The organism is Polynucleobacter sp. MWH-UH35A (assembly GCF_018687075.1).
Taxonomy (GTDB): Bacteria; Pseudomonadota; Gammaproteobacteria; order Burkholderiales; family Burkholderiaceae; genus Polynucleobacter.
In genome coordinates this window covers 558,205-571,380 of the sequence record NZ_CP061285.1, presented here as the reverse complement: position 1 = coordinate 571,380, position 13,176 = coordinate 558,205, and the positions used below count along the sequence as shown (strand labels likewise).

Here is a 13,176-nt window from a genome sequence, read left to right as displayed (position 1 = left end):
GAAATTGATGGCAAAAATTCTAGTTGTTGGCGGCTCTCTTGGCGGATTATTTGCGGCAAACATTTTGCTGCGACAAGGTCATGACGTCACCTTACTAGAGAAGACTGTTGGCTCTCTAGACGGTCGTGGCGCCGGTATTGTGACGCACGATGCCCTAGCAGAAGCATTAAGAGCAGCTGGGGTCACCGTTGACGAAACTCTGGGCGTTCCTGTGACCAAACGCATCACTTTAGGCGCAGACGGCCAAAGCCTCGGTGAAATGGATCTACCTCAGGTACTTACCTCCTGGAGCCGCCTCTATCACATGCTCAAAGAAAGCTTCCCAAGCGAGCGCTACCTTCAAGGCAAAACAGTAAAGACCGTTACTCAAGATGTGAACGCTGTGCATGTGCTGTGTGAGGATGGCAGTAAATATGATGCGGAGCTATTAATCGCTTCCGATGGCATACGCTCCGCAGTAAGAGCACAAGTCGCGCCGCAGATTCAACCTGAATACGCTGGCTATATTGCTTGGCGTGGTGTGTGCGATGAGGCCTGCTTATCTCAGTACACCTTGGAGACCCTATTTAATCGCTTTGGATTTTGCTTACCGAATGGCGAGCAAATGCTCGGGTATCCAGTTGCTGGCACAGGCAATGACACTCGCCCAGGCAAGCGTCGTTATAACTTTGTATGGTATCGCCCCGCATCGGAACATGAGGAGCTGGTAAGTCTTCTGACCGATGATGATGGCCATTATTACCCCACCGGTATCCCACCACTCAAGGTTTCCTGGAAGCATATTGCGCATATGCGCAAAGTGGCACAAGAAATTCTGGCGCCGCAATACGCCGAGATTCTTGAAAAAACAGCAGCCCCCTTCTTACAAGCAATTTATGACGTGCGATCAGAACAAATTGTATTTGGCAGAATTGCCTTAATGGGTGATGCAGCATTTGTTGGCAGACCTCACGTGGGAATGGGGGTCACCAAAGCAGGCGATGAAGCCATGGTAATTGCAAAGCACATTGCCGTACTTGGAGCCACCCCAGCAGCACTGAATGCTTATAGCGATGAGCGACTCAAACTAGGACAGCAAGTAGTGGCTAGAGCGCAATATTTGGGACGCTATATGCAAGCCCAGGGCAGCAAGGGTAATAGGGATAACGAGAAGCTCAAAAGAAATGCCGATACTGTAATGGCGGAAACCGCGATTGATATCAGCGATCTATTAGCCCAAGGGAAAGCAGTGCCTGAGTCCGCACATTGAAAGGCGCATTCAGTTAAGATTTAGAAAAACAAAAGTATTCTTATTTAACAAAGTTTTATATGGAGGAGACAACCATGAAACAAAAAGTAACGAATCAAACTAGACGCCAGATGTTGATTGGTGGAGCAGCTGCAGCAAGCGCCCCACTTTGGTTAAACGTTGCAAATGCGCAAGCCGACACCATCAAGATCGGCTTTCCAACACCCTTAACTGGTCCATTCTCTGCGGAAGCGCAAGACCAGGTAAAAGCTGCTGAATTAGCTATCAAAGAATTTAATGATGCCGGCGGTTTCAATGGACGCAAAGCAGAACTCTTGGTGCGCGATGACAAACTCAATCCTGGTGAGGCGGCAACTCGCACATTAGAGTTGATTGAAAAAGATAAAGTGAATTTTGTTGTTGGCTCACTTTCTGCTGCTACACAACTCTCAATCAATGCAGTATGTAAAGAGCGTAAGGTTCTGTTTAACTCCATCAGCCAATCTGATGCGATTAACGAAGCAAAAGACTGGAGTGTGTATACGTTCCATGAAGCACTAAACCCAACAATGACTGCTGGTGCTGTAGCACGCTACTCCATTCCTCGCTTTGGCAAAAAGATTGTGTTCTTAACGGCTGACTATGCTTACGGCCATGAAATGGTTCGTGCTTTTGAGCGTGCTGGCAAAGAAATGGGCGCAACAACGTTGGCTGACATTCGTCACCCATTAGGCGCATCTGATTACTCCGCTTTCTTACCACGTATTAAAGCCTTAAACCCAGACATTTTGGTGCTCTGTAACTTTGGTCGCGACTTGGTAAATGCCGCTAAGCAGTGCACTGACTTCGGCCTTAAATCCAGTATGAAGATTGTGACACCGGTACTGCTTTACACCTCACGTCTAGCAGGTGGGCCCGAAGCTTTTGAAGGCATCATCGGTGGCACCTCCTATTACTGGGGTCTTGAGGATCGCATTCCGACTGCAAAAGCATTTAATGATGCTTTCCGCAAAATGTATAACGGCTCCGTGCCATCTGATTACGGCGCACTGGGTTATGCAGGTGTGAAGAGCGTCTTGGCTGGAGTGAAGATTGCAAAGTCCACCGACACGCTAAAAGTGGTTACAGCAATGGAAAACATGAAATACGACTGGTACAAGGGTCCTGAGTACTATCGCAAATGCGATCATCAAGCTGTTCAAACCGTCATCATCGTAGAGTCCAAATCTAAGAATATGAAAGACAAGTATGACGTCTTCAATATTTTGACGATTGAACCTACTACTGAGAAAAACATGCGTTCTTGCGCAGAGCTAGGCCACAAAGCCTAATCCAAAAATTTCAGGGTGGATTAATCATTCACCCTGATCCACTTCCCAAAACCAGTCGGTAGCGGGGAGTTTTTCTGAGTACATTTATGACTGGTCTTACATTTGAACTTCTTTGCATGCAATTGCTTACAGGCATCGCCTTAGGCAGTATTTATGCACTTCTAGCACTAGGTTTATGCCTAATTTTTGGCATGCTGAATGTGGTGAACTTCGCTCATGGAGCCTTCTTTATGGTGGGCGCTTTTTTAGGGGTTTATTTCCTGGGCGTCACTGGAAGCTTTTGGTTTAGCTTAGTGCTCACCCCTTTGATAACAGGCGGCATAGGACTTCTCACTGAGCGTTTCTTAGTGAGACCGCTCTATGGTCGCGGCCTAGATTACCCTCTACTACTCACCTTCGGTCTTTCTTATGTATTGATCGAAGTGATGCGCGTCACCTTTGGCATCGAAGGCTTACCTTCCATCACCCCAGAGGGTCTAGGCGGAACATTGAACGTAGGCATTGGCTTTTTCCCCAAATACCGTCTCTTCTTAATAGTTGCGACTGCCATCATCATTCTGGGTGTCTGGTTCTTCATTCAGAAAACACGCTATGGCCTCATCATCAAAGCAGGTGCAGCAGATCAAGAAATCGTGAAGGTGCTTGGCGTTGATATTGCCAAGGTTTGGCTCTTAGTCTTTGGTTTGGGATGTGCAATTGCTGGCTTGTCTGGCATTCTGGCCTCACCAACACGTTCAGTTAATCCAGAAATGGGCATTCCGATTTTGGCTGAGTCCTTTGTAGTAACGGTCGTCGGTGGTATGGGCTCACCAGTAGGCGCTGTTGTTGCCGGCTTATTTGTAGGTATTGTCTACAGCATGACTTCTCTATTCTTCCCTGACTTGGCAGAGCTCTCCATCTTTGTATTGATGGCGGTCGTGTTGTTAATTCGCCCACAAGGTTTATTTGGCAAAGCAGGAGCGATGGGCTAAGGCTCCGTATATATATGAAATCATTTTTACAACTCATCGCACGCCATCGCGTACTCGCTAGCACGCTGTTCTTGGCGATCTTTCCGTTCATCATGCCGTACGAAGCTTTGGCAATCAATATTTTGATCTTTGGTTTGTTCGCCATGGGCTTCAACTTGCTCTTTGGTTATATGGGCCTTCTCTCTTTTGGCCATGCCGCATTTTTAGGTATTGGCAGTTACCTCACTGGTATCGGCATTGTTCACTACGGAATGCCATGGGGTGCCGCAATTTTGGTTGGGATTATTGGTGCTGCCATTGGTGGGCTCATCATGGGTTATCTAGCTATCCGCACTCGGGGTATCTACTTCTCCATGGTGACATTAGCGCTTGGTCAAATCGTGTATTACATTTTTTACAAAGCAGAAAGCCTTACTGGTGGCGAGAATGGTTTGCGCGGAGTTCGCGTCAATGAATTCAACATCCTTGGCATTCCGACTGACTTCTTAAACCCTTTAGTGAAGTACTACATCATTCTATTTTTTGTGGTGATCGCAATTTGGTTAATCTCTCGCATCCTGAGCTCTCCTTTAGGCGCCGTGATGGAGGCCATTCGTGAGAATGAAAAACGCGCCGCAGCCTGTGGATTCGACGTGGCTCGCACCAAACTATTGGTATTTGTCTTGTCAGCAGCTATTTGTGGCTTAGCCGGTTCATTGCGGGCCCTTCACCTTTCTATTGTGCCGATTGATTCTTTGCATTACTTGCAATCCGGTCAAGCTGTCATGATGAGCATCTTGGGTGGTATGGGTACATTCTTTGGCCCGTTTATTGGCGCAGCAGTCATGCTCTATCTAGAGGATGTCGTCACCACTTTTACCAAACACTGGATGGCTGTTGTTGGTGTGGTTTTCATGTTCTTCGTGCTGTTCTTCCCTAAGGGGATCTGGGGAACCATTCTGAGCAAGTTACAAATTAATCAGGATTCGAAATAATGAATAGCCCAACCACTACTCCCATTCTTGAAGCACGTCACGTTAGCAAAAGCTTTGGCAAGTTCAAAGCATTGCAAGATGTATCCACCAGCTTTATGCCCGGAACCCTGACTGCCATCATTGGACCAAACGGTGCTGGCAAAAGCACATTCTTTAATGTGTTGAGCGGAGCATTTCCTCCTACAAGCGGCCAGATTCTATTTAATGGTAAAGATATCACCGGTATGCAGCAGCATGAGTTTGCCCGTATTGGTATCTCTAAAAGTTTCCAGATTACAAATGTCTTCAAACAGCTGAGCGTTCATGAAAATGTCCGCGTTGCCGCCCAAATGGAAACGGCGCGCTACAACTTTCTCCGCAATGCGCAGAGCTATCCAGGCCCCATAGAACTCGCCGACCAACTTCTACGCCGAGTTAATCTAGAGCACCTACGGAACAAGAAAACAGGCGACCTAGCTCATGGCCAACAGCGCGCCCTTGAGATTGCAATGGCTTTAGCCTGCAATCCAAGCTTGCTCCTGCTTGATGAACCGACTGCCGGCATGTCTCCAGAAGAAACATTGGTCATGATGGAACTCATTCGTACACTTGCTAATGAGCGCACTGTGATCTTGGTTGAACACAAGATGAAACTCATTATGGGCCTTTGTAAGCGCATTATCGTTTTACATCACGGCGAGTTTTTGGCCGAAGGCACTCCAGAAGAAATCCAAAATAACGCCGAGGTACGTCGTGTGTACCTAGGTCAAGGTTAAACAGAAAGCAAAATATGTTGCGTGTAGAAAATTTAAACGCGTGGTATGACCGCAGTCATGTATTGCAAGGCATCTCACTTGAAGTCAATAAAGGTGAAATTGTTACTTTGATGGGTCGTAATGGCGCAGGTAAAACTACTACATTGCGCTCGCTCATGGGCCTACTCTCCAAGCGCGAAGGCAAAGCTTCAATTGATGGCACTTCATTTTTAGACTTACCTGCTCACGAACGCTTCCACTTAGGGTTAGCATACGTTCCAGAGGATCGCCGCATCGTTCCCGGACTCACTGTTAAAGAAAATTTGGAGCTTGGGGTGATCGCAAAAAAGAATGTCGGCGATATGAGCGCATTAGTTGATGAGATTGCCGAGATATTTCCACGCCTCAAAGAGCGCCTTCATCAAGATGGCACCTCGATGTCAGGCGGCGAACAACAAATGCTGGCTATTGCTAGGGCAATGATTGGCAAGCCTAAGGTGATTTTGCTAGATGAGCCTTCTGAAGGCATCATGCCGGTCTTAGTTGATGAAATGTTCGAGTTGTTCGCCAAGCTAAAACAACAGGGCCTGACTATCCTGCTGGTAGAACAAAACGTGCAACAAGCTTTGAAGATTTCTGATCGAGCTTACATCCTAGATCAGGGTGAGATTGTGTTTCACGACACCGCTCAGAATTTATTAAATAATGATGAGATTCAGCAGAAGTATTGTGCGGTTTAAATGAGGTGCAGCCAATGACCTAGTTGATGCCAGAAACTTTCTGGAACTAGAGTTAAAAGCCATGTAAGCGTAATAAAACGCAGTAGCTTGCCAATAAACATATAAATGAGGCATGGCTGCCAAGGGAGTTTTAACCACCCGGCCGCGAGACATAAAGGGTCGCCTAACCCAGGCAGCCAGGAAAGTAGCAACAACTTCGGCCCCCATTCCTCAAGCCAACGCTTTAGGCGGCCATTGCGAGGCTCATCCATCGTCTTAAAGCTATTGCGGGCAATGACCCCTAGCCACCAATCCACCATACCACCCAAAGTATTGCCGACTGTAGCAACTATAATCGCAACCCAAAATAAGTGCGGGTTCAGCGTGATATAGCCAAACAGGATTGGCTCTGAGCCAGCGGGTATTAAAGTCGCAGAAATAAATGAACTCAGAAATACTGCTGGCAAACCAACAGAGGGCATTTCGAACCAAGCAAAAAAATGATCGAACAAATGCTCCATCAAATAACAAACCCTAAGTTGATGGCATTCGAGTGCTCGTGCTTGAATTTCATATCGCCTATTTTGCCTTGTTTTGAGCAATACCCAACTTTTTCAATTCTTGCTTAAACTAATGCCTAGAAAGATAAATTCACCATAAAACCTATAAATTGAGACCTTCATGAGCCACCCTATTCCTAAGCCGGACCAGTATCAAGAAATGCGTGAAGCATTACGCGATCTTGGCAGCTCCTTTGACTCTGCTTATTGGCAAAAAATTGATCATGAAAGAGGCTATCCAGAGGCTTTTGTTGATGCAATGACAAAGGCAGGCTGGTTGGCTGCACTCATTCCAGAAGAATATGGCGGCTCCGGACTAGGACTTGCTGAGGCCTCAGTGATCATGGAAGAAATTAATTTTTCCGGTGGTAACTCAGGCTCATGTCATGGACAGATGTACAACATGGGCACCCTATTACGTCATGGGTCAGAAGCTCAGAAAAAAATATATCTCCCTAAAATTGCATCCGGGGAGCTGCGACTTCAAAGTATGGCTGTTACTGAGCCTACCACCGGAACCGATACAACCAAACTCAAAACGACCGCCATTAAAAAAGGTGATAAGTACATTGTGAATGGTCAAAAGGTTTGGATATCCAGAATCCAACACTCTGATTTGATGATTTTGCTGGCACGCACTACTCCACTGAGCGAGGTGCAACGCAAGTCTGAAGGCATGTCGATCTTTATCGTCAATCTGGCCGATGCCATTGGTAAAGGGATGGAAGTAAGGCCAATTGCTAATATGGTCAATCATGAAACTAACGAGGTGTTCTTCGACAATCTTGAGATTCCCGCTGAGAACCTGATTGGAACTGAAGGTCAGGGGTTCAAATATATTCTCGATGGCTTAAATGCCGAGCGCGTTCTGATCGCCGCTGAATGTATTGGTGATGCCTACTGGTTTATTGATCGCGCTCGTCGTTATGCCAATGATCGCGTCGTTTTTGATCGCCCTATTGGTAAAAATCAAGGGATTCAGTTTCCGATTGCTGAAAGCTATATTGAAACTGAAGCAGCCAATCTGATGCGCTTTAAGGCTTGCGACCTATTTGATAACCATCAACCCTGTGGGCCAGAAGCCAATATGGCCAAATACTTAGCCGCCAAAGCTTCATGGGAAGCAGCTAACGTCTGCCTTCAGACTCATGGTGGCTTTGGGTTTGCAAACGAATATGATGTGGAGCGTAAGTTCAGAGAAACTCGCCTTTATCAAGTAGCACCAATCTCCACGAATTTGATCTACTCCTATATTGCTGAACATGTTCTTGGTCTCCCAAGATCTTTCTAGAGAGTTCTTGATATGAGTATTCGTCCATTAGACGGTATTACTGTTGTTTCCCTGGAGCACGCCATTGCAGCCCCCTTCTGCACTCGTCAGTTAGCAGACTTGGGAGCTAGGGTCATTAAGGTAGAGCGTCCTGGTGGCGGTGACTTTGCCAGAGGATACGATACGCGAGTGGATGGACTGTGCTCACATTTTGTGTGGGTAAATCGATCTAAGGAAAGTTTGACTTTAGACCTTAAGCAACCAGCGGCAATTGCAACACTGAAGACTTTATTAAAGACTGCGGATGTCTTAGTGCAAAACCTCGCACCCGGAGCTGCTGCGCGTATGGGCCTGACGGCTGAGCTCTTACAAAAAGAGAATCCAAAACTCATTCTGTGTGATATTTCGGGCTACGGCAATAATGGGCCATATCGAGATAAAAAAGCCTACGATCTATTAATCCAAAGCGAGGCGGGATTCTTATCAGTTACCGGAACCCCTGAAACACCGAGTAAAGCAGGAAATTCCATTGCCGATATTGCAGCAGGAATGTATGCCTACACCAATATCTTGGCAGCCCTTTTGCAAAGAGGGAAAACCGGCAAGGGGTCAGTGATTGATATCTCTATGTTGGAGTCCCTTGGCGAGTGGATGAACTTTCCCATGTATTACGCCTATAAAGGCGCAGAGCCGCCCCCTAGAAATGGCGCATCCCACGCAACAATATATCCGTATGGCCCATTTAAGGCTGGCGATGGCAAGACTGTCATGCTTGGCCTACAAAATGAACGTGAATGGGTGCAGTTCTGCGAGACTGTCTTAGAGAATTCTGAGCTCGCTAAAGATGAGCGCTTTGATCGCAATTTCAAACGTAATGAAAAACGTGCTGAACTTCTAGAGATTATTGATGCTTGCTTTAGCAAACTCACTTCCGAACAACTCATTGCAAGATTAGAGAAGGCGCAAATTGCAAATGCGCATCTCAATGACATGGCGGGACTTTGGAAGCATGAACAACTTAAGGCACGCAATCGCTGGACTGAAGTAGACTCTCCAAATGGTGTCATTTCCGCCCTACTGCCCCCCGGTCTTAATGACACTTATAACTACCGTATGGATCCTATCCCAGCAGTAGGAGAACACACGAATACCATCTTGAAAGAGCTCGGAATAACGGAGTCTGAAATCGCTGATATGCGAGCCAGCGGAGCAATTTAAAGTAGCGGCGAAGTTAGGTGCGCCGCGTTCTCAAGATAGCGACGCCATACAGGTCTTTTTGCCCAGGCTTTAGGATCGACATAATCGGATTGCGCCAAATAAGAATCAATTAACTTTTCTAACTTGATACAGAAATCCACGTTGTAAACAATTAAGCTGATCTCAAAATTGAGTCGCAAGCTGCGTTGATCAAAATTAACAGACCCAAAAATAGCAATACGCTTATCAATCAATAAGCTCTTCGTATGCAGCAGACCACCATGAAACTCTGCGATAACCACACCCGCATTCATTAAATCTTCATAGAAACTTTTACTACTCCATGCAACTAGGGTTGAATCATTTAACTTGGGAACCACCAGGGTTACCTTAACTCCCCTGGCAGCAGCTGCCATTAGAGCCTGAATCAAACCATCATCAGGACCAAAATATGGCGTAGTAATCGTCAACTCTTCGCGCGCATCCATGATGGCTGACAGCAAGACTTGGTACAAAATATCGTCACGATAAACTGGTCCAGAGGAAAATTCTTGAGCCAATGCACCGCCTTCATGCGACGATGCTGGCGGCTCGCAATCCCTAAAGCTGGTAATACTGGGGTCATCAACACTCCAGTCAAAAGCAAAAGTTAATTCGAATTGTGCAGCAACTGGGCCCTCGATACGTACCATGGCATCTACCCACTCACCCACTCCAGAGTCCTGCTTAAAAGTGCGAGGGTCCACTAAATTCATACTGCCGGTCCAGACGATTGCCCCATCAATCACAAAAATTTTCCGATGAAGTCGTAAATCCGCACGACGGAACTGAAAGCGGCCAATCTGAATCGGCAAAGCCTCCGTCACCCTGATTCCCGCAGCACGAAAACGTGCGGGCCATGCAGATTTAAACCAATCTTTGCTACCTAAGGAATCGAGCAATACTTGACAGGCGACACCCCGTTTAGAAGCGGCAATAAGAGCCTCGCAAACCCTATCTGCGTCTCCACCTAAGGCCCATATATAAAACTCGAGATGCAGGCTCTTTTTTGCCTGATTAATCTCATCGATAAAGTTTTGCAGAATATTAAGTGAATTTGTATGCAACTCGATCTTGTTACCAGCCACCACTGGTGAACCATTTTTTGATTCAGCCAAAAGACTAAGAGCCCTACCCTCAACCGGTAGTTTTTGCCTATCAGCCATGTACTCTTGACGCATATTCTCAGTAATTTTTTCGTATTCGCGGTTCATGCGAATAATCTTGCGAGTAAGCTTTCGCCCTACTGGGCGCTCACCAATCAGAATATATAAGGCAATACCCACGATAGGCACGAGAATCACAATCAAAAACCATGCGAAAGCAACGCCAACTGGCCTTCTAACAGAGATTAAGTGGACTCCAAAAGCAAGCACAATCAGTACATGAGCAATCGGCACCCATATTAATGAGAACCCAAAAAGAGAGCCAAAAATAAACGACAAAATATTCATACAAGTTCCAATTCAGCAGTAATGCCAAGGTGATCCGATAGTTTTAACCATTCATGCAAAATCTGTGCAGAATGAATTTTTAATCCACGCACATAAATACGATCCATTGGAAGTAATGGCTTCACACTTGGAAAAGTTTTAGCTGGTGAACCTGTCAGCACTTCAAATACCTCATCAAAGCCAGCAGCCTTCATGGGGGCACTGATGCGATTGCGCCAATCATTAAAGTCACCAGCAACAATGGTGGGGGCATTTTGAGCGAGATCTTGAATATGTCCAATAATGGCCTCTAATTGGCGCTCCCTACCCCGCTCGAAGAGCGCTAAATGCACGCAAAAGCAATGGATAGGCCTGTCTAGTCCGTCGAGCTTGGTGATGCTATGCAACAATCCACGACCCTCAAATCGATATGCGGAAATGTCGTAGTTATTTCCCTTTTGCTGGGGATGTTTAGAAAGTATGGCGTTGCCATGATGACCATCGCGATACTCAACATTCTTTCCATAATGCCAATCATGCCAAAAATCTTCGGAGAGAAAGTGCGTTAGCTCTGTCATAGGCCATTGACTGAAACGCCGAATCCTACCTCGATGTTCTTGCTGTAACTCTTGCAAAAAAAGCAGGTCAGGATAATGACTGCGCATTTTTTGTCGCAACTGGTAAATCGTGGAATGTCGATGCAAAGGCGATAAACCTTTATGAACATTCATACTAAGTACAGTGAATCGAGTCGTTTTATTGGCACTCATTAAAACTGTCCTGCGGCGCGTTGTCGTCGAACACGGGCCAAGTAAATTTCACTCTCAACGATTTCTTGACACTGCATACATTTATTACAAATGGACGCCTGCTCCCGCAACTCATCAATGGAGTCTATGGGGTGAGCATCTAAATACTCACGTAAATCCATATCGAGAACCTCATTACAGAGGCAAACAAGTTCAGCCATGGGTCAAAAATAGGGAAATCAATCGCATTACAGCCATTTTGCCATTGCCTTGATAGAATCAAGCGCATGTTAAAAGCTTTTCAAGACGCCCTATCCTTACTCGCGCAATTAGATGGCGGGGTCCTAGGGATCGTATTAGTTTCCCTCCAGGTCAGCCTGTCCGCCCTTCTCATAGGGACGCTAGTGGGCCTACCCATCGGAGCCCTCCTAGCAACAGAGAAATTTAGTGGCAAAAAGACAATTATTGTGACACTCAATACCCTGATGGGTGTACCCACAGTCATCGTTGGGGTCTTGGTGTACCTCATGCTATCTCGCTCTGGCCCCTTAGGGGCTTGGGGATGGCTTTTTACACCTAAAGGGATGATCGTTGCTCAGACATTGCTAACAACCCCGTTAATTGCCGCCCTTAGTCGACAAATACTGGAAGACTCCTGGAAAATACATCGAGACTCGTTTCTGAGCCTTAGGTTGCCACCCATAGCCCGTTTTAAGTGGCTGATCTGGGATTGCCGCTTCTCGCTCACAATCGCCATACTTGCTGGCCTAGCCAGAGCTATATCGGAGGTTGGCGCAGTGATGATCGTCGGCGGCAATATTGATCACTCCACCAGAACCATGACCACCGCTATTGCTCTAGAAACTAGCAAGGGTGATCTACCTTTAGCGTTGGCACTGGGTATGGTGCTTCTGATGATTGTTTTATTGGCAAATCTAATTACCTTTGCGGTACGTCACATTGCGGAGCGTCGCTATGGATAATCTGATTGAAGCTACGGAAAGCTTTGAAAAATTCATTGAACTGAAGAACGTTATCGTCAATAGTAATGGACGAACCATTCTTAATATTCCACACGCCATCATTCCTGCAGACAGAATTACTGCCTGTATTGGGCCAAATGGTGCTGGTAAGACTACCTTCTTAAAAGTCTTAGATGGATTAATCAAGCCCGATAGTGGAACGGTCACTTACTCCTTTAAAACAAAAACTGCATTAGTCTTGCATCACACACCCATGATTAAAGCCTCTGCTTTAACCAATCTAGCTATGGTTCGGGATGCAGATACGTCAATTACTAATACCGATATAGAACGGGTAATTGAGCAAGTGGGATTAAGTACATTAGCCAATAGCCCAGCTCAGAAGTTATCCGCCGGCGAAAGACAGAAGCTTTGCCTTGGACGAGCGATTCTTCAAAAACCAAATTTAGTTTTGCTAGATGAACCCACTGCCAATTTAGATCCCAACACTACCGAGCAAGTTGAAGAGTTAATTCGTCAATTTGACCAACAAGATGCAGATGTAATTTTTTCATCGCATCAGCTTGCTCAAGTTCAAAGGCTTGCTGAGTACATTATCTTTATCGATCAAGGTGAGATAAAAGAAAAGGGACCCGTAGGCCCCTTCTTTACCAACCCCCAAACACAAGCAACTAAACGCTACTTACATCAGGAGTTGCTAGCGGACTAATTACTTAGCCGCTGGTGCCGCAGCCGCTGCTACTGGCGGAGTAAATGGAGGTGGTGCAGTACATGCCGCTGGCGCAGGCGTACCTGGAACTCTAAATTGATCCGCCACTTTGTTTTGGGCTAGGCATAATTTATAGGCGCCAACCTTATCCCCATAAGCTGTTTTGGCTTTCGCTAGAGCTGCTGCTTCTGCTTGCTCAGGAGTCAACGGTGGCAATGCTGCCAACACTGAAGCAGCAGCAAATGCACTAAATGTGAAAGCAATGATCTTTTTCATGGC

General features: G+C 46.2%; 15 protein-coding genes. 10 read left to right on the top strand and 5 right to left on the bottom strand.

Features of this window, described 5'->3' with window-relative positions; all coding sequences use genetic code 11:
* The first annotated feature begins 7 nt into the window (after positions 1 to 7).
* From ICV36_RS03010 to ICV36_RS02985, 6 genes are all read left to right on the top strand, one after another.
* Positions 8 to 1,249 carry an FAD binding domain-containing protein gene (locus ICV36_RS03010; RefSeq protein WP_215401061.1) on the top strand — a complete coding sequence of 414 codons (1,242 nt, stop codon included), beginning with the start codon at positions 8 to 10 and terminating at the stop codon, positions 1,247 to 1,249.
* A gap of 74 nt (positions 1,250 to 1,323) precedes the next feature.
* Entirely contained in the window at positions 1,324 to 2,559 is a 1,236-nt protein-coding gene (locus ICV36_RS03005; protein WP_251375060.1) for an ABC transporter substrate-binding protein, read from the top strand.
* 86 nt (positions 2,560 to 2,645) lie between these two features.
* Positions 2,646 to 3,530, top strand: coding sequence for a branched-chain amino acid ABC transporter permease (locus tag ICV36_RS03000; protein ID WP_215401060.1), 885 nt, complete (start codon positions 2,646 to 2,648; stop codon positions 3,528 to 3,530).
* A gap of 14 nt (positions 3,531 to 3,544) precedes the next feature.
* On the top strand, positions 3,545 to 4,504 hold the full coding sequence (locus ICV36_RS02995; RefSeq protein WP_215401059.1) for a branched-chain amino acid ABC transporter permease: 960 nt from the start codon (positions 3,545 to 3,547) through the stop codon (positions 4,502 to 4,504).
* On the top strand, positions 4,504 to 5,259 hold the full coding sequence (locus tag ICV36_RS02990) for an ABC transporter ATP-binding protein (protein WP_215401058.1): 756 nt from the start codon (positions 4,504 to 4,506) through the stop codon (positions 5,257 to 5,259). The genes ICV36_RS02995 and ICV36_RS02990 overlap by 1 nt, the downstream gene beginning before the upstream one ends.
* A gap of 14 nt (positions 5,260 to 5,273) precedes the next feature.
* A complete protein-coding gene (locus ICV36_RS02985; RefSeq protein ID WP_215401057.1) occupies positions 5,274 to 5,978 on the top strand; it encodes an ABC transporter ATP-binding protein in 705 nt (234 codons plus the stop codon).
* Here ICV36_RS02985 and ICV36_RS02980 read toward each other — a convergent pair.
* Positions 5,975 to 6,478 carry a YqaA family protein gene (locus ICV36_RS02980; protein WP_215401056.1) on the bottom strand — a complete coding sequence of 168 codons (504 nt, stop codon included), beginning with the start codon at positions 6,476 to 6,478 and terminating at the stop codon, positions 5,975 to 5,977. The two genes, ICV36_RS02985 and ICV36_RS02980, sit on opposite strands and share 4 nt — an antisense overlap.
* A 160-nt stretch (positions 6,479 to 6,638) precedes the next feature.
* On the opposite strand from ICV36_RS02980, the gene ICV36_RS02975 reads away from it, so the two are divergent.
* The gene (locus tag ICV36_RS02975; RefSeq protein WP_215401055.1) at positions 6,639 to 7,808 is read left to right on the top strand and encodes an acyl-CoA dehydrogenase family protein; all 1,170 of its coding nucleotides are present in this window, start codon (positions 6,639 to 6,641) and stop codon (positions 7,806 to 7,808) included.
* A 12-nt stretch (positions 7,809 to 7,820) separates the two neighbouring features.
* Positions 7,821 to 9,005 carry a CaiB/BaiF CoA-transferase family protein gene (locus ICV36_RS02970; RefSeq protein ID WP_215401054.1) on the top strand — a complete coding sequence of 395 codons (1,185 nt, stop codon included), beginning with the start codon at positions 7,821 to 7,823 and terminating at the stop codon, positions 9,003 to 9,005.
* Here ICV36_RS02970 and cls read toward each other — a convergent pair.
* Genes cls through ICV36_RS02955 form a run of 3 tightly spaced genes read right to left on the bottom strand, consistent with a single transcriptional unit; the run spans position 9,002 to position 11,426 of the window.
* Entirely contained in the window at positions 9,002 to 10,477 is a 1,476-nt protein-coding gene (gene cls / locus ICV36_RS02965) for a cardiolipin synthase (RefSeq protein WP_215401053.1), read from the bottom strand. The two genes, ICV36_RS02970 and cls, sit on opposite strands and share 4 nt — an antisense overlap.
* Positions 10,474 to 11,187 carry an endonuclease/exonuclease/phosphatase family protein gene (locus tag ICV36_RS02960; protein ID WP_256438100.1) on the bottom strand — a complete coding sequence of 238 codons (714 nt, stop codon included), beginning with the start codon at positions 11,185 to 11,187 and terminating at the stop codon, positions 10,474 to 10,476. The genes cls and ICV36_RS02960 overlap by 4 nt, the downstream gene beginning before the upstream one ends.
* A gap of 38 nt (positions 11,188 to 11,225) precedes the next feature.
* On the bottom strand, positions 11,226 to 11,426 hold the full coding sequence (locus ICV36_RS02955) for a hypothetical protein (protein ID WP_215401051.1): 201 nt from the start codon (positions 11,424 to 11,426) through the stop codon (positions 11,226 to 11,228).
* Between the two features lie 66 nt (positions 11,427 to 11,492).
* Here ICV36_RS02955 and ICV36_RS02950 point away from each other — a divergent pair, with 66 nt between their 5' ends.
* Positions 11,493 to 12,188, top strand: coding sequence for an ABC transporter permease (locus ICV36_RS02950; protein ID WP_215401050.1), 696 nt, complete (start codon positions 11,493 to 11,495; stop codon positions 12,186 to 12,188).
* Positions 12,181 to 12,897: an ATP-binding cassette domain-containing protein gene (locus tag ICV36_RS02945; protein ID WP_215401049.1), complete on the top strand. Its 717-nt coding sequence runs from the start codon at positions 12,181 to 12,183 to the stop codon at positions 12,895 to 12,897. Before ICV36_RS02950 ends, ICV36_RS02945 begins: the two co-directional genes overlap by 8 nt.
* Here ICV36_RS02945 and ICV36_RS02940 read toward each other — a convergent pair whose 3' ends face one another.
* Positions 12,898 to 13,173: a hypothetical protein gene (locus ICV36_RS02940; protein WP_215401048.1), complete on the bottom strand. Its 276-nt coding sequence runs from the start codon at positions 13,171 to 13,173 to the stop codon at positions 12,898 to 12,900.
* Between the last annotated feature and the right edge of the window lie 3 nt (positions 13,174 to 13,176).